Annotated in this window: 14 protein-coding genes; 5 read left to right on the top strand and 9 right to left on the bottom strand. The window is 59.3% G+C overall.

Annotated elements, in window-relative coordinates:
- Window positions 1-379 precede the first annotated feature (379 nt).
- The 6 genes from mnmE to rpmH all read right to left on the bottom strand — a co-directional run bounded on the left by mnmE (window position 380) and on the right by rpmH (window position 7592).
- The gene (gene mnmE / locus F6V25_RS00210) at window positions 380-1750 is read right to left on the bottom strand and encodes a tRNA uridine-5-carboxymethylaminomethyl(34) synthesis GTPase MnmE (RefSeq protein ID WP_151126118.1); all 1371 of its coding nucleotides are present in this window, start codon (window positions 1748-1750) and stop codon (window positions 380-382) included.
- 27 nt (window positions 1751-1777) lie between these two features.
- Window positions 1778-5026 carry a UvrD-helicase domain-containing protein gene (locus tag F6V25_RS00205; RefSeq protein ID WP_151126117.1) on the bottom strand — a complete coding sequence of 1083 codons (3249 nt, stop codon included), beginning with the start codon at window positions 5024-5026 and terminating at the stop codon, window positions 1778-1780.
- A gap of 219 nt (window positions 5027-5245) precedes the next feature.
- Window positions 5246-6847, bottom strand: coding sequence for a membrane protein insertase YidC (gene yidC, locus F6V25_RS00200; RefSeq protein WP_151126116.1), 1602 nt, complete (start codon window positions 6845-6847; stop codon window positions 5246-5248).
- A 25-nt stretch (window positions 6848-6872) separates the two neighbouring features.
- Window positions 6873-7085: a membrane protein insertion efficiency factor YidD gene (gene yidD, locus F6V25_RS00195; RefSeq protein ID WP_149308215.1), complete on the bottom strand. Its 213-nt coding sequence runs from the start codon at window positions 7083-7085 to the stop codon at window positions 6873-6875.
- Complete coding sequence (gene rnpA, locus F6V25_RS00190; RefSeq protein ID WP_275095073.1) at window positions 7058-7429, bottom strand: ribonuclease P protein component; 372 nt, start codon at window positions 7427-7429, stop codon at window positions 7058-7060. Before rnpA ends, yidD begins: the two co-directional genes overlap by 28 nt.
- 13 nt (window positions 7430-7442) lie before the next feature.
- Window positions 7443-7592, bottom strand: a complete 150-nt coding sequence (gene rpmH / locus F6V25_RS00185; protein WP_149308211.1) for a 50S ribosomal protein L34 — start codon at window positions 7590-7592, stop codon at window positions 7443-7445.
- Between the two features lie 367 nt (window positions 7593-7959).
- Here rpmH and dnaA point away from each other — a divergent pair, with 367 nt between their 5' ends.
- From dnaA to gyrB, 4 genes are all read left to right on the top strand, one after another.
- A complete protein-coding gene (gene dnaA / locus F6V25_RS00180; protein WP_149308529.1) occupies window positions 7960-9315 on the top strand; it encodes a chromosomal replication initiator protein DnaA in 1356 nt (451 codons plus the stop codon).
- Window positions 9316-9527: 212 nt separating this feature from the next.
- Window positions 9528-10649 (top strand): DNA polymerase III subunit beta, encoded by a 1122-nt coding sequence (gene dnaN, locus F6V25_RS00175; RefSeq protein ID WP_151126114.1) that lies wholly within the window; start codon window positions 9528-9530, stop codon window positions 10647-10649.
- 12 nt (window positions 10650-10661) lie between these two features.
- On the top strand, window positions 10662-11774 hold the full coding sequence (gene recF / locus F6V25_RS00170) for a DNA replication/repair protein RecF (protein WP_151126113.1): 1113 nt from the start codon (window positions 10662-10664) through the stop codon (window positions 11772-11774).
- Window positions 11767-14175, top strand: a complete 2409-nt coding sequence (gene gyrB / locus F6V25_RS00165) for a DNA topoisomerase (ATP-hydrolyzing) subunit B (protein WP_191966028.1) — start codon at window positions 11767-11769, stop codon at window positions 14173-14175. The genes recF and gyrB overlap by 8 nt, the downstream gene beginning before the upstream one ends.
- Window positions 14176-14309: 134 nt before the next feature.
- On the opposite strand, the gene F6V25_RS00160 is transcribed toward gyrB, so the two are convergent.
- The 3 genes from F6V25_RS00160 to F6V25_RS00150 all read right to left on the bottom strand — a co-directional run bounded on the left by F6V25_RS00160 (window position 14310) and on the right by F6V25_RS00150 (window position 20557).
- Window positions 14310-18716 (bottom strand): efflux RND transporter permease subunit, encoded by a 4407-nt coding sequence (locus F6V25_RS00160; RefSeq protein WP_151126112.1) that lies wholly within the window; start codon window positions 18714-18716, stop codon window positions 14310-14312.
- Window positions 18716-19849 (bottom strand): efflux RND transporter periplasmic adaptor subunit, encoded by a 1134-nt coding sequence (locus F6V25_RS00155; RefSeq protein WP_151126111.1) that lies wholly within the window; start codon window positions 19847-19849, stop codon window positions 18716-18718. The genes F6V25_RS00160 and F6V25_RS00155 overlap by 1 nt, the downstream gene beginning before the upstream one ends.
- A 99-nt stretch (window positions 19850-19948) precedes the next feature.
- Complete coding sequence (locus F6V25_RS00150) at window positions 19949-20557, bottom strand: TetR/AcrR family transcriptional regulator (RefSeq protein ID WP_191966027.1); 609 nt, start codon at window positions 20555-20557, stop codon at window positions 19949-19951.
- 269 nt (window positions 20558-20826) lie between these two features.
- Here F6V25_RS00150 and fdnG point away from each other — a divergent pair, with 269 nt between their 5' ends.
- Entirely contained in the window at window positions 20827-23979 is a 3153-nt protein-coding gene (gene fdnG, locus F6V25_RS00145) for a formate dehydrogenase-N subunit alpha (RefSeq protein ID WP_476739182.1), read from the top strand.
- Window positions 23980-24086: the final 107 nt, after the last annotated feature.

Here is a 24086-nt window from a genome sequence, read left to right as displayed (position 1 = left end):
ATCTGGAAGAGCCGGGGCACGCACGCCGCCGTGCCGTAGCAGCCCACTCACCGGGCCCATCCTCCACCTGATCGCCATAACCTCTTAAAATAAATAGGCAGAGGCCCTCCGGGCCAGCGCAGGCATGGAGGCGTCACGGGTTCAAGCCCTCACTATGTTTCACGTGGAACATGCCAGAATCCGTGATGCCGGAATGCCGTAGTGACCGGAAAACCGAAGCCCGCACATCGTCGTATCGCTCCAGCCCACTCACGAGGCCCGCCCTCTGCCCGATCGTCACAAACTCTTGAGACGCAAAGGCAGAGGCCTTCCGGACCAGCGGAGGCATGGAGACGTCACAGATTCAAGCCCTCGCCATGTTTCACGTGAAACATGGGCATCATTTTCCTATGCAAAATGACGAAAAGACCACGTCCAGAATATCGTCCGTCGTGGTTTCTCCGGTAACCTGCCCCACCGCGGACAGAGCATCACGCAGATCAATGGCCAGGGTCTCCAACTCGCGCCCCTCGCCCAATCCGGAGAGAAACCGGTGGAGGGCAGAACGGGCCGAGGCCAGGGCATCGCGATGGCGGACCCGGGAGATGGCCACGAATTCGCGGCTGTCCAGGGCCGATCCATGCAGAAAGGTCGTGCGGATCGCCTCACGCAGATCGTCGATGCCCGTACCGGTACCGGCGGACAAGGCAACGCGGGGCATTTCCCCCACAGTCGGCGGCAGATCGATGACCGGAGGGAGATCGCTCTTGTTCAAAACCACGATGGTGGTTTTCCCCTGCACGGCATCCAAGATCAGCCGGTCTTCGTCGCTGAACGGCCGCGCCGAATCGAGGACGAACAGCACCAGGTCCGCCAGGGGGATCTTGCCCAGGGCGCGGTTGATCCCCTCCCGTTCCACAACATCATCCGTGTGGCGGATACCCGCCGTGTCCAACAGACGGACCGCCAATCCGCCCAGATTGACGGTCTCCTCGATGATATCTCGGGTGGTGCCGGGGACATGGGTGACGATGGCGCGGTTTTCCTTGAGCAGGCGGTTGAGCAGGCTGGACTTGCCGGCGTTCGGCTTGCCGACGATCAGCACGGAAATCCCCTCCCTGAGGATGCGCCCTTCGTCGAAACCGGCCAGCAGGCCGCCGATATCGTCCAAAGCATCGCTGACCCCCGACCGCAGGGCAACGGTGTCGGTCTCGCCGATATCGTCCTCGGGGAAATCAATGGAGGCCTCCACAAAGGCCAGACTTCGCGTCAGGGCACGGCGAATGGTTTCAATCCGCTCGGAGAGCGCTCCGGCCCGCTGGCGTTGGGCAAGGGCCAGGGACGCCTCGGTCTTGGCGGCGATCACGTCCATGACCGCCTCGGCCTGCACCAGGTCGATCCTGCCGTTGACGAAGGCTCGGCGGGAGAACTCACCCGGTTCGGCCAGGCGCGCGCCGCAGGCCAAAACCGCAGTCAGGACCCGTTCCACCACCAGCATCCCGCCATGGCAGTGCAGTTCCAGCACATCCTCGCGGGTGTAGGAGCGGGGCGCCCGCATCAGGACCGCCATGGCTTCGTCCAGTACCGCATCGTCATCGGGAGCCACCACGGCGCCGTAGTGCAAAAAATGGCTGGCAAAAGCGGCACCCGTGCAAAAACGGAAGAGCCGCAGGCCGATGGCCTCCGCAAGGCTGCCGCTGACCCGCACGATGCCGATGCCCCCCTCACCCTGGGGGGTGCTGATGGCAGCGATGGTATCCTCAATATACATGGCTACGTCCTTGTTCCGTTCGTGGCATCAAAACAGATCCATCTGGCCCGGGTCCTTCGCGCCCTTCACCTTCCTGACTGGGCCGGCATTCGCGGCCGACAGCAGCGGCCCCGGTATCTCGGCGATGAACCGGGAGAGTTGCCGGGGAGACGGGCCGACCCAGGGACGCGCGGCGGAAGCGGTCAGAAGCAGCCACTCCTTGGCGCGGGTGAGGCCGACGTAGAACAGCCGCCTCTCCTCCTCCGTATCCACGTCACGCCAGAGGGTACAGGGGAGCAACCCCTCCTCCGCGCCGGTCAGGAAGACCACCGGGAACTCCAGTCCTTTGGCGGCATGCAGGGTCATAAGGGCCACAGCCTCGGCACGCTCGTCGTAGACCGTAGCTTCGGCGTAGCGACGCAGGTGGCTGCCGAAACCCGGCAGATCATGGCCGAAACTGCCGGCCAGGTCCAGGAATCTCACGGCGGCGGCATGGGCCGGGTCCAGGGAGAGGAACGGCAGCACGTCGAGCAACGCCGCAGCAAGGCCGCTACGGATCGCCACGGTACGGAACCGGGCCAGGGCCCGTTCCAGGCCAACGATACCGTCACGTAGCGCCTGGGGCAGTTCAAGGGGGGCAAGGGAGGCGAAGAAATCCCCCGTCAGGGGGAGTGCCGCCTCCATGCGACCGATGCTGGCCGCTCCGATCCCAGGAAGGGCACTCGCTAGGTGCAGCCAATCGGCGATGGTCTCCGACCCTGCGGCGGCCTGCACCCAATAATAGGCCTGCCGGATCTCCGCAGCAAGGTAAAAGGGGCTCACCCCGACCTGCTGAAACGGTATGCCGCGCCGCTCCAGGGCGGCAGAGATCTCTTCGGCCTGCCGCCCGAGGCGAAAGAGCACGGCGATGTCGCCGAAGCTCAAGCCCCTTCCCGTTCCGCCATCGCCGCCCCGGCCGGAATTGATGGAAAAATGCTCGATGCCCCCCAGCAACTCCTCGATGCGGCGCACGATGAATTCGGCCTCGGCCGCCCCGGATGGCGCGGTGTGCAGTTCGATGCCGCCCCGTCGCCCGGAAGCGGCGACCAGGGGCAGGCCGCTGCGCCGGCCATTATGGGCGATGACCGCCGTTGCCGCGGCGATGACCGGGGCGGGACACCGGTAGTTACGGCTCAGGGAAATCTGCTCGACACCGGCCATGCCGCCGAAACGGAAGAAAAACTCCGGGTCGCTCCCCCGGAAGCCGTAGATGGCCTGGTCGGGATCGCCGATGGCGAAGACGCGGGCCTGTTCTGCCAGGATGCTGACCAGTTCGAACTGGCCTGCATTCAGGTCCTGGAATTCATCGACGAACAGGTGCTCCACCGGGTTGCAGACCCGCTGGCGCAACTCGGGCTCCCGGCTCAGCCGCTGGGTGAACACCGGGACAACGGCATCCAGGTCCAGGGCGCCGAGACGGTCCAGCTCGTCGAGATAACGCCGGATGGCACCGGAGGCCTCGCCAGCCGGTTGGACAAAATAATCGGCCAATTCCTCGCCAAGGCGTTTGCGCTCCGTCACGCCCTGTTCCGGGAAGAGACGCTTGAACAGGCGTTCCCGGTCCTCCGGGCCAACCACCGCCAGCGTCGGTGCTTCACGACGGAGCCGGTCGAGGCAAAATTTGTGAAAGGTCCCCACGAAGACCGCCTCGCCGGCCCCACCCACCTGTTTCAATAGGCGCTCGCGCACCTCATCGGCCGCCTTGGTGGTAAAGGTGACGGCCACCATGCCGGCCGGATCGTTCCCCGCCGCCAGCAGTGCCGCGATGCGCGCTATCAGGGTAGAGGTCTTGCCGGTCCCCGGCCCGGCCGCCACCAGGATATGGCGGCTCGTGGAGGCGACGGCGGCCGTCTGCTCCGGGTTGGGGCCGGGGGTTGCCGCCGGGGCGTCGTCCACGGGCACCGAGGGAGTACCGAATTCCGGGAGCGCCACGGCCTCGGTCTTCCTTTTCCGGCGGCGAGGCGCCGGGCCATCACCGAACAGACTCCCCTGACCGGCCAACTGTTCCGCCTCCCCCGCTTCGAAGACCCTGATTACACCGTACTCACCGTCGAAACCGGGCTGGCGGATGACCCGGCCGGCGCGCATCCGCCCCACGGCCTCTCCCAGGACCGGCGAAGCGTGAAGGATCTCGTCCAGGGGGACGTGCAGCAGCAGGTTGAATTCCGACCCGAACCGCCCGATGGTGCGGCGGTACTGTTCCATGACCCCCTTGGAGGCCGGCCCGGCCCCAACGATCTCCCCCAGCACCTCGGGCAGGGGAATGAGGCTGAACACCTCCGGCGAATCCTCCCGGTAGAGCGGCTGCTCCCGGTCGGCCAGTTCCATCACCCGGTGGTAGACCCCAATGGTCAGGGGCCTGCCGCAGACCGGGCAGCGCAATCCGAGCCGGCGGGACTCCACGGGGTCGAGGCAGACATGGCAGGCCCGGTGGCCGTCGGCGTGGTACTTCCCCTCCTCGGGGAAAAACTCCACCGTGCCGCGGAAGGTCTCCCGCCGGTTCCCCTTGATGGCGTCCCGCAGGGCGAAAAAATCGAGGTCGGTGGCCAGGAGGTTGGCCTCTCGCCCCAGCTTGGCGGGGGAATGGCAGTCCGAGTTGGAGATCAGGGCGAAACGGTCCAGACCCGATATCAGGCGGTTCATATCCGGGTCGGAGGAGAGCCCGGTCTCCAGGGCAAAGATGTGGGGCGTCAGGTCGTCGAAACACTCCTCGATGGCGTTAAAGCCGGATTTCGAGCCGAACAGGGAGAACCAGGGGGTCCAGATGTGGGCCGGCACCAGAAACCCCTCGGGCGCCTGCTCCAGCAGGATCTCCAGCAGGTTGCGGCTGTCCAGCCCCAGGATGGGGCGACCGTCGGACTCGATGTTGCCGATGCCGGCCAGCTTGGCGTTCAGCCGCTCGGCAGAGGCGAAGTCCGGCACGTAGAGCAGGTTGTGGACCTTGCGCACCACGCCGTGGCGCTTGTAGATGCTGCTGATCTCCGCTGAGAGGAGGAACCGCACCGGGCCGGCAAGGGAGGTCACCCCCGGCAGCGGCGAGGCGACGGCAGCCTCGTTCTTCAACCGGAACAGGCCCGGCTCGGCAGGCTCCAACTCCTCCTTGAGGCGGCGGAACCAGCCGGGGTGGGTGAAGTCGCCGGTGCCGATCACCTGAATCCCCTTGACCCGCGCCCAACCGGCCAGGCCGGCAAGGTCACTCGCCGGGCTGGTGGCCCGAGAATAGGGGGAATGGATATGCAGGTCGGCGATGTAGTCCATGAAGGTGTCCTAGGGAGGTTGTTGAAAAACAGCCATCTTGCCGCCATCCTCGAAAGTCCTTTCGTGCGGCGTAGCGCTGCTACGCCTCCTCAGAACTTTCTGCGGGTGCGACGATCTGACTATTTTTGAACAACCTGAGCATTCCAACCGTTTGTTAAAAGCAAAAAGCGCCCGTGCTGTGCAAGGGCGCTTCGATTGTGCCGTAACCCACGGCGTCCGTCAATCCTTGACCAGCTTGTTGATGTACATCTGCTGGCCGATGGTCAGGATATTGTTCACCAGCCAGTACAGGACCAGGCCGGAGGGGAAGCTCAGGAACATGAAGGTGAATACCACCGGCAGGGCCAGCATCATCTTCTGCTGGACCGGGTCCATCTGGGAGGGGGTCATCTTCTGCTGCACGAACATGGTGACCCCCATGATGACCGGGGTAATGTAATAGGGGTCCTTGTCGGACAGGTCGGTGATCCAGAAAAAGAACGGCGCATGGCGCAGCTCGATGGAGGACATGAGCGCCTTGTAGAGGGCGAAGAACACCGGAATCTGGACGACCATAGGCAGGCAGCCCCCCAACGGGTTGACCTTGTGGTCGCGGTACAGTTCCATGACCGCCTTGTTCATGGCGTCCCGGTCGTTCTTGTACTTCTCGCGGATCTTGTTCATCTCCGGCTGGATCTTCTGCATCCCCTTCATGGACTTGTAACTCTTGTGGGTCAGCGGGAAGAAGATCCCCTTGAGGATAATGGTGATGATGATGATGGCAATACCGTAGTTGCCCACGTAGCGATAGAAGAATTTGAGGGTATACAGGAGCGGCTTGGCAATCACCGTAAACCACCCCAGATCGAGGGACTGTTCCAGCGAGCTGCCCTGGGCCTTGAGGATATCGAGATCCTTCGGGCCGACGAACAGCCTCTGTGTTACCGTGGCCGCCTGTCCCGGATTGATCGTGAACTGCGGGGCCGAGGCGATGGATTCCAGGAATCCGGCGGCGTTCTTTTTCAATTCAACGGAAGCGATGCTCCCCTTCTCGGCAAGGATGGCGCTCAGGAAATATTTGTCGGCAAAGCCGGCCCAGAGGATGCTCTTGTCATACTTCTTCGAGGCACCGGCCACGTCCTTGGCCTTGTCCGCCTTGAGGCTGTTGTCCGAGTAGAGGTAGGAGCCGGCCGTATCGAGGCGGTTGTCCTTAACCTTATGTTCCGCCGGATAGGTCATCACCTGCTGGATGGTCCCGACCAGGGGCGCAGCGGAGTTGTTGAACACCTGGGTGTCCAGCTTGATGCCGTAGGTGTCCCCCGCAAAGGTGAAGACCTTACGCACGGTGAACCCTTGACCGGACACGTAATTGAAGGTCAGTTGCCGGCTCTCGCCGCCGGTCAGGGTAATGGCGCTGGTATCCGGCACGAATACGGTGCCGTCCGGGAGGTTGAACCCGGCCCCCCTGGTGGAAAAGTTGAGAAGGGAGGGATCGGCGTGAGTCCCGAGCGCAACCGAACTGGCGGCGGGGGTATTCTGCTCGCGGTACTTCTTGAGGGTAAGGCTCTTGAGACTTCCGCCCTGCGAAGAGAAGACCGCCGTGTAGAGGCCGGTCTCCACGGTCACGTCCTTGACAACGGCCGGGGTGGGCGCGGGGGTTCCGGCCGCTGCCGGGGCCGGCTGTGCCGGCGTCGTAGCAGCCGGGGCCGCTGTTGGCGTGGCAGAGCTTGCTGTGGGGGTGGCTTTAGGCGGGATTTGTGTTTTTCCCGGTCCGAAGACCATGGAAAAAACGTAGAAAACCGCTATCGAAAGAATGACTGCCAGAAATGCGCGCTTTTCCATAAAAGCTCCAGTTGTGCTCTCTTGATTAAGGTACCGGATCGAACCCGCCCGGATGAAAGGGGTGACATTTACAAAGCCTGATCAGGGTAAGCCAAACGCCCCTGACAACACCATACCGTATAATTGATTCGCGGGAATACTCGGAACAGGAGGGATAAAACCGGCAGGTCTGCGGAAGAAGCGGCGATAGCAGCTTCTGGTACAGCCTGATTACGATGAGCGCAATGCGCTTGAGCATGGGGATATGCCGATATGCCTGAAGGCCTTTTCAAGTTCTCGTCGAACAGCGCCGAAATCCATCATTGCAGACTCGCGCCGTGCCACGACGTTCAAATCCACGCACGGTAGAAAGAGCCGCATCTGCCTGAATGTTTCTCTGGTATACCGCTTGATCCTGTTGCGAACCACGGCGCAGCCGACCTTTTTGCTGACCGTGACCCCCAGGCGCGCCTGACTGCCGTCGTTTTCCTGCCAGACAACGAGGAACCCCTTGGTGGCAAACTTGTGGGGAGAGTTCAAAAGCCTGAGGAATTCCAAACGCTTTCTCAGTCGTGCCGACTTTGGAAAACACCGGCACTCCACTCTCCCACAAGTATTACTTGGCAGCAATGCGAACGGACAGACTTTTACGGCCTTTGGCCCTTCTGCGCTTGATCACGAGACGGCCGTTCTTGGTGGACATGCGTACCAAAAAGCCGTGGGTACGCTTGCGAGAGGTGTTGCTGGGCTGAAATGTTCTTTTCATATCGTAGCTCCTCTGAATAATTGTATCAGGAAATGAGTTTTTAACCATATCACCTTGAAATTGTCAAGAAAATTATTACTCGTCCCGAACAACCACTTCCAAGTGATTTGCCTTGAAAAATGACCCCGCCTCTGTTAATCTGCATTAGCTCAAAAAGTCCTGAATATTCAGCAAAGTATGTTTAAACATCTGATTTAGTTATGGTATAAGTTATCAACAGGTGTTGAAAATCATGTTGATAACTGTTGATATTCATAAGGGTCCGCGACGTAAAAGCACTTCATACCATTGGTAATCTGTCACATGCGACCATTGTGGATAACCCCACTAACCTCCACCCTTTTGATAATGAGAATGTGATGTGAATATGCATGAAGCTTGGCAACAAGCCGCCGAAAATCTGGAAAAAGTTCTTTCCGAGCGAGATTTTGCCACCTGGATCAAGCCGGTAAATTACAGCCACCACGATGGCAATACGGTCTATCTTTCCGTTCCCACATCTTTTTTCAAGGATTGGCTGGAAGAAAACTATCAGAAGGTCATCCTCGGCGCACTGACGGTCACCTCGGGGCATAACCTCTCTCTCTCCTTTGTGGTCAGGGACCATAACAGCGAGTCCGAAACCCTTTTAGCGGAAGATCTCATCATCAAGGGTCACCAGGAAGAGGCTGAACAGGCGAAGAGCGCCCAGCTGGATTCCACCGTTACCCCCCTCAATTCAAAATACACCTTCGACCTGTTTGTCAGCGGCACCGGTAACCATTTTGCCCATGCAGCCGCCATGGCCGTGGCCAACAATCCGGCCGATACCTATAACCCGCTCTTCATCTACGGTGGCGTCGGCCTCGGCAAAAGCCACCTGCTGAACGCCATCGGCCACACCATCCGCAGCACATCGCCCTCGTTGAATGTCTGTTACTGCTCGGCAGAAAAGTTCATGTACGAGATGGTAAACCACCTTCGCCTCAAGAAGATGGATATATTCAGAAACCTGTTCAGGAATGTCGATGTGCTCCTTATCGACGATATTCAGTTCATATCAGGGAAAACAGGGACCCAGGAGGAGTTTTTCCACACCTTCAACGCCCTCCACGAGGCCCACAAACAGATCGTCATCACCTCCGACAAGTTCCCCCGGGAGATATCGGACCTGGAGGAGCGTCTCCGCTCACGTTTCGAATGGGGGCTGATCGCGGATATCCAACCTCCCGACCTGGAAACCAAGATAGCCATTCTCAAGAAAAAGTCGGAAGTGACCAAGATACGTCTTCCCGAGGATGTCACCTACTTTCTCGCCTCCAGCGATACGAGAAACATACGCGAACTGGAGGGCATGCTGATCAGGCTCGGCGCCTACAGCAGCCTGCAGAACATCCCCATTACCCTTGAGATGGCCAAGGAAAGCCTCAAGGACATCCTGGGTGACCGGCGCAAAGAGATCACCATAGAATTGATACAAAAAGCGGTGGCGGACCAGTTCGCTATTAAGATAGCCGACCTGAAATCGGAAAAGCGGCAGAAAAACCTTGTGCAGGCGCGTCAAATCGCCATCTGGCTCTGCCGGGACATGACAAAGGCCTCCTACCCCGACATCGGTTCGAAGTTCGGTGGCAAGGACCACTCAACCGTCATCTACGCCACCAAGAAAATCGACAAGGCGCTGCACGACGATCAGAAATTTTTCAAACTTGTCGACGATATCAGGCAGGGAATATTGAAATGAGACAACCCTGTTAACTAATTGTGGATATCTGTGCATAACCGTCGTACTGTTGATAACCGGGTCCTGCGTCCTGAAGTTGTCAACAGGGCTGAAATAGAAATTATTCCGCTAGATCGTCGTGTTGCACGGTTTTACCCATATCAACAGGACCAACAATAAACAACAAAGGTTTAAAGATTAAATACAAAACCTTTTCCTGTAAGGAGTGCCAGATGGAATTTACAATCGATAAGGAACTGTTCCTCAAGTCGCTGCAAAAGATTCAGGGTATCGTTGAAAAACGAACATCCATGCCGATTCTGTCGAATGTCCTTCTGGAGGCAACAGGCTCCTCGCTGCATGTAACCGCCACAGACCTTGAGGTGGGAATGAAGAGCACCTACCCCGCCGAAGTCACGACACCCGGAAAGATCACGGTCGGGGCCAAGAAGTTGTACGAGATCGTCAAGGAACTCCCCAACCAGGCCATCGTCTTCTCAACAAAGGACAACGACTGGGTCGAGATAAAATGCGGCAAGGTGAAATTCAACATCGTGGGGCTTTCTCCCGACGAATTCCCCTATTTTCCCGAAATCAAGGAAGAAAACCTTTTCGAGATAGAGAGCGCCCTGCTGAAGGGCATGATCGAAAAGACATCCTACGCCATCTGCACCGACGAGACGAAATACAACTTAAACGGCATATTCGCCAAGGTCGAGGTTAACGAAAACGGCGAAAACGCTTTCAAAATGGTTGCCACCGATGGCCACCGCCTCTCCATCGCCACCGGAGCCCTCAAGGGAACAGCCGGCCCAGAACTCCTGAAGGGGGTCATCCTCCCCAAAAAAGGCGTGTACGAGATGAAAAAGATCACCGACGAGGACAGCGGCACCCTGATGTTCGGCTTCATGGACAACAGCGCGGTGATCAAGCGGGGCGATTCCTACATGGTCATGCGTCTGGTTGACGGCGAGTTCCCGGATTATAACCGGGTTATCCCCGCGGCCAACGATCGCATCGTCACGGTCGACAAGGAAAATTTTACCCACTCCGTCCGCAGGATGGCCATACTCTCCAGCGAAAAATTCAAGGGGATCATGCTGGAGATATCTTCCGGCGGCGTGAAGATATCCTCGAGCAACCCCGAACTGGGCGACGCCATGGAGGATATCGACGTAGCGTACGACGGCGAGCCCATTTCCGTCAGGTTCAATGCCCGTTATCTCCTGGACGTGCTGGCCGTGGCCGAAACCGAAAGCGTGGAGATGAAATTCCGGGATGAACTCTCCCCCTCGATCATTGTGCCGGAAGGTTCGGATAGCTTTCTTGCGGTGATCATGCCCATGAGACTCTAGCGGCAGAGCGGGATGCTGCTCAAACACCTGGCGGTTGCCGGTTTTCGGAATATAGGTGCGGTTCGCATCAGCCCCGGCACAGGCTTTAACCTGTTGTACGGCCTCAATGGGCAGGGCAAGACCAACCTGCTGGAGGCGATCTACCTGCTGGGAAGTCCCCGCTCCTTCAGAACGGCCCGTCTTCCCGAACTCATCGGGCATGACCGGCAGATAGCCCAGATTCAGGGCGAGGTTCAGTCGGCCGGAACGCTGAACCGCATCAGGCTGACCCTGGAGGCGGCCGGCCGCCGGGTGGAGGTGGACGGCAAGGGGATTCAACGGGCATCGGACCTGCACGGCAGGCTGAATGCGGTGGTCTTTTCCCCCGACGACACCGGCATGGTCAGGCTGGGGCCCGACGCGCGGCGACGCTACCTGGACCGGGCCGTCTACACGGGGGATATCGGTTACCTGCATAGCTGGCACGGCTATCACCGGATTCTCAAGCAGCGCAACCATCTCCTGAAGAGTGCCGACCGGACCGGCCTGGATACCTGGACCGAGCAACTAGCCGAGGCGGGGGCTGAGGTCATCGAACGGCGCCTGCGCTACGTGGCGCAACTCAACGGCATGCTGCAACGCCACTATGCCACCATCTCCGGGGAGAAGGAGACGGCAGGCATCGGCTACCAGCCCGAAGGGGTGCAGGCGGAGGAGAGGGAAATCATCCGCGGCCAACTGCTGGAGCTGTTCGCCCGGCATGCCCGGAGCGATGAACGTTACGGCACGACAACGGCCGGCCCCCATCGGGACGACCTGATGCTCTGCCTGGATGGCCGGCCGCTGAAGAGCTTCGGTTCACAGGGGCAGCAGAAGAGTTTCGTTCTGGCGCTGAAGATGGCCGAGGTGGACAATCTCCAGGCCATTTTCCAAGAGCCGCCGCTCTTGCTGCTGGACGACATGAGTTCCGAGCTCGATGCCCGCCGGAACAAAAACTTGATGGATTTTCTCTTCTCCCGGGAGATCCAGGTGTTTATCACGACAACGGAACGATCACCCGCCCTGTTGGGCGCTGCTGCACACTGCGCCGTTTTCCGTGTGGAAGACGGCAATCTGACGTTTGAGGGAAATGAATCGCATGAGTGAACAGGCAAACATGACACAAACCGCTTCAGAAGAATACGGCGCCGACAGCATCAAGGTATTGGAAGGGTTGGCTGCGGTGCGCAAGCGCCCGGCCATGTACATCGGTTCCACATCCAGCGCAGGTCTGCACCATCTGGTGTACGAGATCGTGGACAATGCCATCGACGAAGCCCTGGCTGGTTACTGCGACAATGTCAGCGTGACCATCAACACCGACGGCTCGGTGACGGTGGTGGACAACGGCCGCGGCATCCCTACCGACATGCATGCCGGTGAAGGCCGGTCCGCGGCAGAGGTTGTCATGACCGTGCTGCACGCCGGCGGCAAGTTCGACAACGACTCCTACAAGGTCTCCGGCGGTCTGCACGGCGTCGGGGTCTCGGTCGTCAACGCCCTCTCCAAGTGGTTGGAACTGGAAATCCGCCGCGACGGCAAGGTCTGGCGCCAATCCTACCGCCGGGGCGATCCCCAGGCGCCGCTGGAGATAACCGGCGAGACCAAGAAGCGCGGCACCAGGGTTACCTTCATGCCGGACGAGGAGATCTTCGAGACCACCGAATATTCCTTCGACGTGCTCTCCCAGCGGCTTCGGGAACTGGCCTTTCTCAACGCCGGCGTGAGGATCAAGATCACCGACGAACGGGTGGAGAACAAGTCCCACGAATTCTATTACGAGGGGGGCATCAACTCCTTCGTTGAGTATCTGAACCGCAACAAGACGCCGCTGCACCCCAAGCCGATCTACATCAAGGGTGAAAAGGGAGGTGTGGAGACCGAGGTCTCCATGCAGTACAACGACTCCTACGACGAGAAGGTCTTCACCTTTGCCAACAACATCAACACCCATGAGGGTGGTACCCACCTAGCGGGCTTCAAGGCGGCCCTGACCCGCACCATGAACAGCTATGCCGCGGCCAACAACCTGCTCAAGAACGCCAAGGTGACCATCTCGGGCGACGACCTGCGGGAGGGACTGACCTGCGTCATCTCGGTCAAGATTCCCCAGCCCCAGTTCGAGGGGCAGACCAAGACCAAACTGGGCAACTCCGAGGTCAAAGGGTACGTGGAGACCCTGCTGAACGACAAACTGGCCCAGTTCCTGGAGGAAAACCCCCAGATCGCCAAACGGATCCTGGAGAAGTCCATCGAGGCGGCCCGGGCCCGGGAAGCGGCCCGCAAGGCCCGCGACCTGACCCGCCGCAAGGGCGCCCTGGATATGGGCGGCCTGCCGGGCAAACTGGCCGACTGCCAGGAAAAGGATCCGGCCCAGTGCGAACTGTATCTGGTCGAGGGCGATTCCGCCGGCGGTTCGGCCAAGCAGGGACGCGACCGGAAGTTCCAGGCCATCCTGCCCCTCAAGGGGAAGATCCTCAACGTGGAAAAGGCGCGCTTCGACAAGATGATCTCGTCCCAGGAGATTCGCACCCTGATCACGGCCCTGGGCACCGGCATCGGCAAGGAAGACTTCGACATTTCCAAGCTCCGTTACCACCGCATCATCGTCATGACTGACGCCGACGTGGACGGGTCCCACATCCTGACCCTGCTTTTGACCTTCTTCTACCGGAACATGCAGGAGTTGATCCAGCGCGGTCACCTCTACATCGCCCAGCCGCCGCTCTACAAGGTAAAACGCGGCAAGAAGGAGATGTACCTGAAGAATGAAGCGGCGATGCAGAACTTCCTTCTGGAGGAGGGGGCCGAGGACCTGACCCTGCGCCTGGAGAAGGGGGACCGGACCTACATCGGGAAACAGATTATTCCGGTCATCAAGCAGTTAATCGAAAACCGCGCCATCTTCGACAAGGTGGTCAAGAAGGGGATTACCAGCGACCTGCTCTCGCTCATCATCCGCAGCAATGTGCCGGCTGACCTGGAAGAGCTTACCGCCCTGGAGCCGTACCTTGATACCATGAAGGCACTCTCCACCGGCGCCGACTATCAGGTGGAGGAGGATCGGATCACCTTCCGTATCGGCAATATCCGCGCCGTCATTGACCAGCAGGTGTTGTCCGTGCTTTCGACCCACGAATACGAATTGCTGGTCGATAACCATCGCCGCGTGATCGAGACCATGGCTGACGGCCACGCCTTTTTCGAACAACAGGAAGGGGGAAAACTCCTGTTCGAGACCAGCAACCACGAAGAGTTGCTCACCTTCTTCCTGGAGCAGGCAAAGAAGGGGCTTGCCATCCAGCGCTACAAAGGTCTTGGTGAGATGAACCCTGAGCAACTCTGGGAGACGACCATGAACCCCGAAAACCGTGTGCTGCTCCAGGTCAAGATCGAGGATATCGTCGAATCGGACGAAATATTCACCATCCTGATGGGCGACCAAGTGGAACCGCGCCGCGATTTCATCGAAACCAATGCGCTCAATGTGGTGAATCTCGATATCTAGCATCCCGGTTGAAGTCGTTTTTCATTCAGAACGATGAGTAACAGCAAAGGGAGTTAACCCGTGGGCTAACTCCCTTTGCTGTGTTCGCTGCATGAAAGCTTCCGAACGTATCCCGCCGTTCGTCGCCTCTTTCTTTAATAACTAAACGTACCGGCGATCCGCTCCAGTTCCGCCTGGGCAAGGCGATACCCCAACGTCGCCTGAAGTTCTTCCATCTCAGCCTTTGCGACTGCGGCAGCCGATTCGGCGTAACGGGCGCTTGTAGTGGCACCGGCTTTCACTTGGTTGGCGCTCAGGCGCTGCTGCTCCTTTCTGAGCTGCAGCGCTTCCCTGGCCACATCCACCATCATCCTTGTTTGGTCCAGTTTCCGGTACGCCTTGGTGATATCAACCGTGACACGCTGCTCCAGCCGTTTCACGTTCTCTTCGGCCTGGGTCATCTGCGCCCTGCGCTGGCCAACGACACCGCGGCGGTTCCCCCAATCAAATATATTCCACGTCAACTGCGCGCCGAATGTCCCGATGTTGTGCGCCAGGAACGGCACGCCATCCTGATAGGTGTGGCGGGCAAACAGACTGATGTCCGGGATATATTCGTCAAGGGCGGCGTTCACGGCATGGTCGGCCTTTACCACGGAAACTTTCGCCGCCTGCAGCTCCGGATTATGGGAGAGCGCTTCCTGGAGATACTGGGAGAGAGGCTGCGGAACGGGTGGGGGGCCATCCACCTCCGCCAGGATCAGTTCAGTATCCGGCGCCAGCCCCATAAGGTCGTTCAGTTCCGCCGTCAAATCGGTTATCAGTATTTCAGCGGCCAGGAGCGAGTGCCTGCTCTGGAGGCTCTGTACGCGGCTGCCCGCTGCCGCAACATCGAGCAAATTGCCGGCTCTGACGCCATCCTCGCTTTCCCGCACGCCCTCCTGTGTTGCAGCCAGTGCCGCCTGCGCCGCTTCTTTCTGTTTTTGGGCGATCAACACGCCGTAATAGAGTTGGTGTACTCCAAGGATGATCTCCTGTTCCGACTTTTTTGCGTCCCATTCCGCAACATGCTGGTCCGCTGCCGCGATTTTATTGGCCTCGTGGATTTTGAACAGCTGGGTTAGCGGCTGGCTCAAGGTCGTATTGCTGAGCAGCGTGGCAGAGGACCCCTGATTGAGCGATGTGGTTTTAGAAGGGAAGGGCCCTACCCCCGGAACGTTTCCCAGGCTGCCGGCAGGTATGGTGACCAGTTCCTGGTCAGAAACGCCGACATATGATGTCGAGTTTGACAGCCGGGGGAAATAGTCCGCCCGGGCCGAAGTGATGCGCTGCCGATTTTCCTGAACCTTTGCCAGGGAAATCTTCAGTGCGGTATTTTGCTTCCGTGCCAGATCCACAGCTTCGGGCAGTGTGAGTTTCACTTGCTCCGCCGAGGCCAGTCCCGTGCCGATACTCAACAGGCCGGCCACGGCCAAAGCAACGATAGGAGCAACCGGTTTACCCGTTCTGGATTTGACGATCACATACAGAACCGGCACGACCAGCAACGTAAAGAACATGGAGAAGATCAAGCCGATGGCAATAACGCTGGCCAGGGGGCTCCAGAGACTGGACCCGGAAAGGATCATAGGCGTCACCCCCACCGCTGCGGCCATGGTTGTCAGAAATATGGGGCGCAGGCGTCGCTCCCCAGCCTCCGTTGCCGCCTGTTCGATGGTTTGCCCCTCGGCAATCTTTTCCTTGATGTAGTCCACCAGGATGATGGCATTACGCACCACGATGCCGCAGAGGCTTATCATCCCCATGAAGGCGGTAAAACCAAAGGGGTTGTGGGTGAGTAGCAGGCCGAGCACCGCACCGGGCAGAGCCAACGGTATTGACGACATGATGACCAGCGGCTCGCTGATGGTTCTGAACTGCACGAGAAGGACCAAGAAAATTGCCAGAAGGCTGATCCCGAGGGCCACCGTCATCTCTGGAAGCGTTTGCTCGCTATTGGAAACCTCTCCGCCATAGGCAATCCGGTATCCGGCCGGAAGCTGCATGGCCTTTATTTGCGGCTGGACCGTTTTCAACAGGTCGGAAGCATACCACCCCTGTTTGACAAAACCGCGTACCGTGATGGTTCGCACACCGTTGCGGCGGACAATCCTGCTGGTCTGCCACTCGGGCTGGAGGGTCGCTATGGAGTGGAGCGGCACGCTGGCATGGGTAAGCTGGGAGGTCATGTAAGCGTTTTGCACATCGGCGAAGGATGTGCGGGAACCCTGGTCCAGGCGAAGCAGTATGCTCACCGGCCGGTCGCCTTCCCACAACGTGTTGACCGGCCCGCCGTCAAGGGCTCCGCTCAAGAGCCGGGATACGGAGGAATTCGTTATGCCGAGCCGGTTTGCCAGTTCATTATTGACATTCACATCCACCAGGCAGGAATCGTTGAAAAAATCATTGTAGACGAACTGGGCATACGGGACGGCGGAAACGATCGTTTCGACCTGGGAAGCAAGGCGCTTCAGTTCGCCGATGTCATCGCCGGAGATGCGGACCTCGATCGGGGCTTCCAGCAGTTCCCCCTGCTGCAACTCCTTGACGATGACCAGCGCCTCGGGGGCCAGCTTTGCCAGACTGGTTCGCAGTTCGTTAACGAGCAGCGGCGTTGCTTCGACAGACTTCGTGTTGACGATGAACTGGCCATAGGCGGCGTCCGGCAACTGGGGATTGACATTGTAGTAAAAACGCGGGGCACTCTGCCCGGTGAAACTGGCGTAGTGGGTTATTTCGGGCTGGCTCGCCAGGTGTTTCTCGATGCGGCGCATTACCGCATCCGTGCTCTCGATCCGGGAACCCTGGCTCATCCAGACGTCGATGACAAACTGGTTGCGCTCGGCAGAGGGGAAAAACTGCTCGCGCACGGTCCCGAAGAGAACGATACCCACGGCAAAGGCAACAACGCCGAGCAGTACGGCAAACCGCTTTTTCGCCATAAACCATGCGATCAGGATTTTGTAGCCGGCCTGGAGTTTGTCCAGTACGCTGAACTTCTTTTTTGTCTCCTTTGCTTCCCCGTTTTCGTGGTCGTGCAGCCCCTTTTTGATGAAAAACCGGCAGAGTATAGGAGTGAGCAGCACCGCCACGATGAAGGAAACCGTCAAGGCGATGGCGACCGTGAGCGGCAGCGCTCTGATAAACTCCCCGACCGACCCGCTGAGGATGAGGAGCGGCAGGAATGAGAAGATGATCGTAATCGTCGCCGTGAATACCGGGACCACCACGTCGGTGGCCGAACGCCAGGCCGCCTCGGCTTTCGGCACCTTCCGGTCAAGAAGCTCCACATAGTTGTCCGCAATGACAATGGCATCATCCACGACAATCCCGAGTACCACGATCAGGGCGGCGATGGATACCTGGTGCAGGGCGATGCCCAGGGCGTTCATGACCCCCAGGGTCGCACACAGCGTGATGGGTATGGCCAGTGCAGCGATTACGGCAACCCGGATCGGCAGGAGGATAATGGTCACGAGGATCACGGAACCGATTGCCAGCAGGAATTCATGGCTCAGACTCGTCATGCGGCTTTTTACGACCGCCGGCTGATTGGCGATCAGTTCAAGCTGGATGTCCGGCGGCAGGGCACTTTTCAAGCGGGTGATTACGTGGTCGATCTGCTCCCCAAGCTGGACGATGTTTTTCCCTTTTTGCATCTCCACGGAGAGGAGTATGCTCGGCTCGCCATCGTGGCGCACCAGGAATGTGGGGTCCTGATACCGGCGCTCGACCGTGGCGAAGTCGCGCAGGTATACCGGCTGTCCGGTTCGGGATACATCGACCATGGTCCTGCGGATCTGTTCTTCAGCAGTAAAAAAACCGGTCGTGCGCAGGGGTATCTTGGCCTGGGACGCCTCGAAATTCCCGGAACCGGCAATGATGTTTTGCTGTTGCAGCGCCTGGACAACCCGGGCCGGGTCGGCAAAATACTGGGAGACCCGCTCAAGGCTGCTGGTGATCCAGATCTCTTCGCTTTGGCCGCCATAGGTGGCCAGCTTGCCGATATCACGGATCGTGCGGAGCTCATCCTGAATCCGGTCCACATAATCGCGCAACTCCCGGTAGCCGTAACGCTTCCCGTGCACGGCGATAAGCATGGCGACCGTATCGCCGAAATCAGAATTGACAATGGGGCCGCGCACGCCATCGGGCAGTTCCGTGGCCCGGGTTTCGTTCAGTTCATTGCGTAGCTTGGCCCAGAATTGATCGGCATTTTTCACGCGATCTTCAAGCTCGACATTGATGGCGACCAAGCCGGGGCGGCTTGTTGAATAGGTTTTTCCCTTCCTGACCTCGGGAAATTTGAAAATATGTTTCTCGAGGGTCTTGGTTACCTGTTTTTCCACCTGTTCGGAGGTGGCGCCCGGATAGAGGGCCAGCACCAATCCTGTGCGGATTGTTATGGCGGGGTCTTCCGTGCGGGGCATGACAAGGAAAGCGCGAACGCCGATGATAACCAGCATAGCCGCGAGGATGACGGTTACGGTCGGGTAGCGTAATGAGACCTTGGCCAGATTCATTATCGCGCCCCCTTCTCAAGGGTAGGAGCCGTCTTTCCGGGAATCTCATCAGCCGCTGTTACGGAAACAGAGGCGCCGTCCCGAAGACGTTCCTGGCCGGCAAGGATGATGGACTCGTTCCCTGCAAGCCCCTGCTTGATTTCGATCTCATTGCCGTATATGGCGCCGGTTTCAACCCGCTTGGCATACGCCCGTTTTTGGGCGGGATAGTAGATGTAGACCATCGTGGCGCCCTGCGGGTCGCGTACAATCGCATCAACCGGCATGGTCAGCACCTTGACCTTCCTATCACCAAGAATATGCGCTTCTGCAACCATACCTATCCTGAGTTCGTGTTTCTGGTTCGGAACGCTGATACGGGTCATAAAGGTGCGCGTGGTGGGGTCGGCGGAAACATTCACGAGACGCACGGTCCCCTCGAACGACCGCCCTGGCAATGCCGGCAGCGTGATGGTGGCTTTCTGTCCAGCACGGACGAGGCGCACATCGGTCTCGGGCACCCCCACACTGATTTCTATGGTATCCAGCTTGACGATTTCGAAGACCGGTCGCCCCGGACTCGCCATCTCGCCCGGTTCTACGGACCGTTTGGCAATAAACCCGGTGACCGGCGCGTGGAGCGTTGCGTCGGCAAGGTGCTTCCGGGAGAGTTTTTCCGAAGCAACGGTCTGTTCCACCTGTTCCCGGGCGGATTCGAATGCGGACCTGAATTTCTGATAATCGTTAGGTGCCAGGCTCTTCGAGTCGTACAGCATCTTCATCCGCCGATGCTCATCCTCGGCGCGCGCACAGGCTACCCGGGCCATCTCCACCTGTGCCGTGGCCGATGCCAACGCCAGCCGATAATCGGTCGGATCGACCGATGCCAGCAGTTGTCCCTTCCTGACTAAGTCCCCTTCCCGCGGGCCGACCTGGACCACCTTCCCTGAGACGAGGAACGAGACATTTGCCGGGGCATCAGGAGAGGCGGTGGTCCCGCTGACCGACACCGTCTCTTGATCTTCCTGTTGGTGCAGTGTGCCGACCTTCACCGGTATCGGCGCACTCACGCTCTGATCGTTTTTTTTACCTGAAGAGCAGGCCGGGAGCGTCATGGCCACTACCCCTGCCAGAATAAGAACGGTTGCTTTCATTACGGACTCCTTTAGCTTGTGTTGAATAGATTATATTAGCACCGTGAATCAAATGAACAGTGTTAAGTTGTTGGGTAAAAAAAATCGTGCTGCAACGGGTCAGCGTAGTAAACCCTTCAAGCTCATATCGATGGTAGTTTCAATGAGCTTGTCCCGTTCAACCCAGGGGAAGTCGGGACAAGCTATCAACAGCGACACTATGCCGTGGCTATGGGCCCAGAGCGCCTGAAAGACGCTTTCCGGGTCTAGGGGAGCCCCCGACTCCATGAGCACGTCATGCAACTGGCGACGCACCAGTTCAAGCAGTTTATTGCCGAAGCTGCCCTCCATTAATACGCTTGTTACGCTAACGTACTGGGACATATCGGTCATATAGGTAATCTGGTAGCGATCCGGCTCGGCGAGGCCAAAATCGATATAGGCCCGCAGGGTCGCGCGTAAACGCAGAAAAGGGGAAAATTCGTTGCTGGCTGCAGCGCTCATTGCGTCAAATTGGCGTTCCAGCGCTTCTTCGCAGAGATGGAAGAGAATCTCGTCCTTGTTTTTGAAATAGAGGTAGATCGTGGTGGGAGAATACTCGATGCGTTTGGCAATGCTGCGCATCGAAAGCTTGGCATGTCCCTCGGCAAGCAGGATTTCCCGCGCGGCGTCGAGGATATCCTGCCGGAGCGATTCTTTCTGCCGCTCTTTTCGTTCAACTATGCCCATGGGATGTCCCGTCCATGTTCTGCTAAATAATATTGTTATCATAATTAACATCGTTAAGTTGGTAGTGTCAAGAAATAAGTTTGAAGGGGCTTCTCCGGTCCGCGCCTCTTCGCCGTGACGGAGGACATCGACCAAAATTTTATTGAGAAGCCTCCCTACGCGCCGATTGCCGGAATTACTGTTGTATCCTGCGGGGAAAAGGCGTCCCGTGGGGCTGAACCTCGGGATTTTGGCCTTTCTCAGACCAAAATAATTTTTGCCGGGGGTTGATGTTTGGCCATTGTGGCAATAGAATAGTAACATATAAAAAAATTAGCATGTTGACCAACATGCTCGGTATCCGACTAACCAGAGGAGGCGTGGCAATGAAAGTGACGCGTAGACAGTTTTTCAAAATATCCGCCGGCGGGCTGGGGAGTTCCAGCATCGCGATGCTGGGTTTTTCACCCGGCGAAGCGCAGGCCGAGGTCCGCACGTTCAAGCTGGCCCGCAGTACCGAGACCCGCAACACCTGTCCCTACTGCTCGGTGAGCTGCGGCCTGATCATGCATAGCCTGGGGGACCGGGCGAAAAACGCCGAGTCGGCGATCTTCCACATCGAGGGGGATCCGGACCATCCGGTGAACCGCGGCACCCTCTGCCCCAAGGGCGCGGGGCTGGTGGATTTCATCCACAGCGAAAACCGGCTCAAGTACCCGGAATACCGCGCCCCCGGCTCCAGGGAGTGGAAGCGCATCTCTTGGGACGAGGCGTTTACCCGGGTGGCCCGGCTGATGAAGGACGACCGGGACAAGAACTTCATTGCCAAAAACGCCGCCGGCGTCACGGTCAACCGCTGGGTGACCACCGGTTTCCTGGCGGCCTCCGCCTCCAGCAACGAATCCGGCTACATCACCCACAAGGCCATCCGCAGCCTGGGCGCCCTGGCCTTCGACAATCAGGCCCGAGTCTGACACGGACCAACGGTGGCCAGTTTGGCCCCCACATTCGGTCGCGGTGCAATGACCAACCATTGGGTTGATATCAAGAACGCCAACGTCATCGTCGTCATGGGCGGCAACGCCGCCGAGGCTCACCCCTGCGGCTTCAAATGGGTGACCGAGGCCAAGGCCCACAACCACGCCACATTACTCGTGGTGGACCCCCGCTTCACCCGTTCGGCATCGGTGGCCGACTACTACGCCCCCATCCGCACCGGCACGGACATCGCCTTCCTGGGGGGGGTGATCAACTACCTGCTCTCCCACGACAAGATCCAGCACGAATACGTCAAGGCCTACACCAACGCCACCTTCATCGTCAACGAGGGGTACAAATTCGACGAGGGTCTGTTCTCGGGCTACGACGAACCGGGGCGTAAATACGACAAGTCCACTTGGTCCTACGAGATCGGGGCGGACGGCTTTGCGGCGGTGGACGAGACCATGCAGCACCCCCGCTGCGTGCTGCAACTGCTCAAGCAGCACTACTCCCGCTACACGCCGGAGGCGGTGAGCAACATCTGCGGCACCCCCAAAGACGCCTTCCTCAAGGTATGCGAGACCATCGCCACCACCTCGGCACCCAACCGCGCCCTGACCTTCATGTACGCCCTGGGGTGGACCCAGCACTCGGTGGGATCGCAGATGATCCGCACCGCGGCCATGGTGCAGCTCCTGCTGGGCAACATGGGCGTGGCCGGCGGAGGGATGAACGCCCTGCGCGGCCACTCCAACATCCAGGGGCTCACCGACCTGGGGCTACTGTCCGACCTTCTGCCCGGCTACCTCACCCTGCCCCGGGAAAACGAGACCGACTACCAGGCCTACGTGGACAAGCGGACCCAGAAGCCGGTGCGACCCGGCCAGATGTCCTACTGGCAGAACTATCCCAAGTTCCACGTCAGCCTGATGAAATCCTGGTACGGCGACACGGCGACCAGGGACAACAACTGGTGTTTCGACTGGTTGCCCAAGCTGGATAAGGTGTACGACGTGCTCCAGGTGTTCGAACTGATGTTCCACGGCAAGCTGAACGGCTACGTCTGCCAGGGCTTCAACCCCCTGGCCGCGTTCCCCAACCGGGCCAAGCTGAGCAAGGCCATGTCCCAGTTGAAATACCTGGTGGTGATCGACCCCCTGGCCACGGAGACCTCATGCTTCTGGGAGAACCACGGCGAATTCAACGACGTGGACCCGGCCACGATCCAGACCGAGGTGATCCGCCTCCCCTCCACCTGCTTCGCCGAGGAGAACGGCTCCCTCACCAACTCCGGGCGCTGGCTGCAATGGCACTACAAGGGCGCCGAGCCGCCGGGAGAGGCCAAGCCCGACGTGGACATCATTGCCGGCATCTTCCTCAAGCTGCGGGAGTTGTACAAAAAAGAGGGAGGCGCCTTCCCGGACGCGCTCATGAACCTCACCTGGAACTACAGGATCCCCCACGCGCCGTCCCCCGAGGAATTGGCCATGGAGTACAACGGCAAGGCCCTGGCCGACCTGACCGACCCCAAGGACCCGACCAAGGTAGTTCTGAAGAAGGGGCAGCAACTGGACGGCTTCGCCCAGTTGAAGGACGACGGCACCACCTCGTCCGGCTGCTGGATCTATTCGGGGGCCTGGACGGAAAAAGGCAACATGATGGCCCGGCGGGACAACTCCGATCCCTCGGGCCTGGGCAACACCCTCAACTGGGCCTTTGCCTGGCCCGCCAACCGGCGCGTCCTGTACAACCGGGCCTCCTGCGACCCGTCCGGCAAACCGTGGGACCCGAAGCGCACGCTGGTGTACTGGGACGGCGCCAAATGGACCGGCCCCGACGTGCCCGACTTCAAGGCGGACTCCCCGCCCTCCGAGGGGATGAACCCCTTCATCATGCAAGCGGAGGGCGTGGGACGGCTCTTTGCCCTGGACAAGATGGCGGAAGGCCCCTTCCCCGAACACTACGAGCCGTTCGAGACCCCCATCGACACCAACCCCCTGCATCCGAAGGTGATCAGCAACCCGGCGGCGCGGGTGTTCAAGGGCGATCTGGAGGCCTTCGGCAAGGGGAAGGAGTACCCCTACGCCGGCACCACCTACCGCCTCACCGAGCACTTCCACTTCTGGACGAAGCACACCAAGCTGTCCTCCATCATGCAACCGGAGCAGTTCGTGGAGATCGGCGAGGAGTTGGCCAAGGAGAAGGGGATCAAGGCCGGGGACCGGATTAAGGTCTGGTCCCACCGCGGCTTCATCAAGGCGGTGGCGGTGGTGACCAAGCGCATCAGGCCGCTCACGGTGAACGGCCAGACCGTCCACCACGTGGGCATCCCGTTTCACTGGGGCTTCAAGGGGGTTGCCAAGAGCGGCTACCTGGCCAACACCCTGACCCCCTTCGTGGGGGACGCCAACACCCAGACGCCGGAATTCAAGTCGTTCCTCGTCAACATCGAGAAGGTTTAGAAGGTTGTTGAAAAACAGCCATCTCGCCGCCGTCCTCAAAAGCCCTTTCGTGCGGCGTAGCGCTGCTACGCCTCCTCAGGGCATTCTGCGGGTGCGACGATCTGACT

Source organism: Oryzomonas japonica (genome assembly GCF_008802365.1).
GTDB lineage: Bacteria > Desulfobacterota > Desulfuromonadia > Geobacterales > Pseudopelobacteraceae > Oryzomonas > Oryzomonas japonica.
This window is presented reverse-complemented; position numbering and strand designations above follow the sequence as displayed.

Coding starts and splice junctions, on each gene's coding strand:
- mnmE (WP_151126118.1), bottom strand. CDS start 1,750: ATGTATATTGAGGATACCATCGCTGCCATCAGCACCCCCCAGGGTGAG.
- F6V25_RS00205 (WP_151126117.1), bottom strand. CDS start 5,026: ATGGACTACATCGCCGACCTGCATATCCATTCCCCCTATTCTCGGGCC.
- yidC (WP_151126116.1), bottom strand. CDS start 6,847: ATGGAAAAGCGCGCATTTCTGGCAGTCATTCTTTCGATAGCGGTTTTC.
- yidD (WP_149308215.1), bottom strand. CDS start 7,085: ATGCTCAAGCGCATTGCGCTCATCGTAATCAGGCTGTACCAGAAGCTG.
- rpmH (WP_149308211.1), bottom strand. CDS start 7,592: ATGAAAAGAACATTTCAGCCCAGCAACACCTCTCGCAAGCGTACCCAC.
- dnaA (WP_149308529.1), top strand. CDS start 7,960: ATGCATGAAGCTTGGCAACAAGCCGCCGAAAATCTGGAAAAAGTTCTT.
- dnaN (WP_151126114.1), top strand. CDS start 9,528: ATGGAATTTACAATCGATAAGGAACTGTTCCTCAAGTCGCTGCAAAAG.
- recF (WP_151126113.1), top strand. CDS start 10,662: ATGCTGCTCAAACACCTGGCGGTTGCCGGTTTTCGGAATATAGGTGCG.
- gyrB (WP_191966028.1), top strand. CDS start 11,767: ATGAGTGAACAGGCAAACATGACACAAACCGCTTCAGAAGAATACGGC.
- F6V25_RS00160 (WP_151126112.1), bottom strand. CDS start 18,716: ATGAATCTGGCCAAGGTCTCATTACGCTACCCGACCGTAACCGTCATC.
- F6V25_RS00155 (WP_151126111.1), bottom strand. CDS start 19,849: ATGAAAGCAACCGTTCTTATTCTGGCAGGGGTAGTGGCCATGACGCTC.
- F6V25_RS00150 (WP_191966027.1), bottom strand. CDS start 20,557: ATGGGCATAGTTGAACGAAAAGAGCGGCAGAAAGAATCGCTCCGGCAG.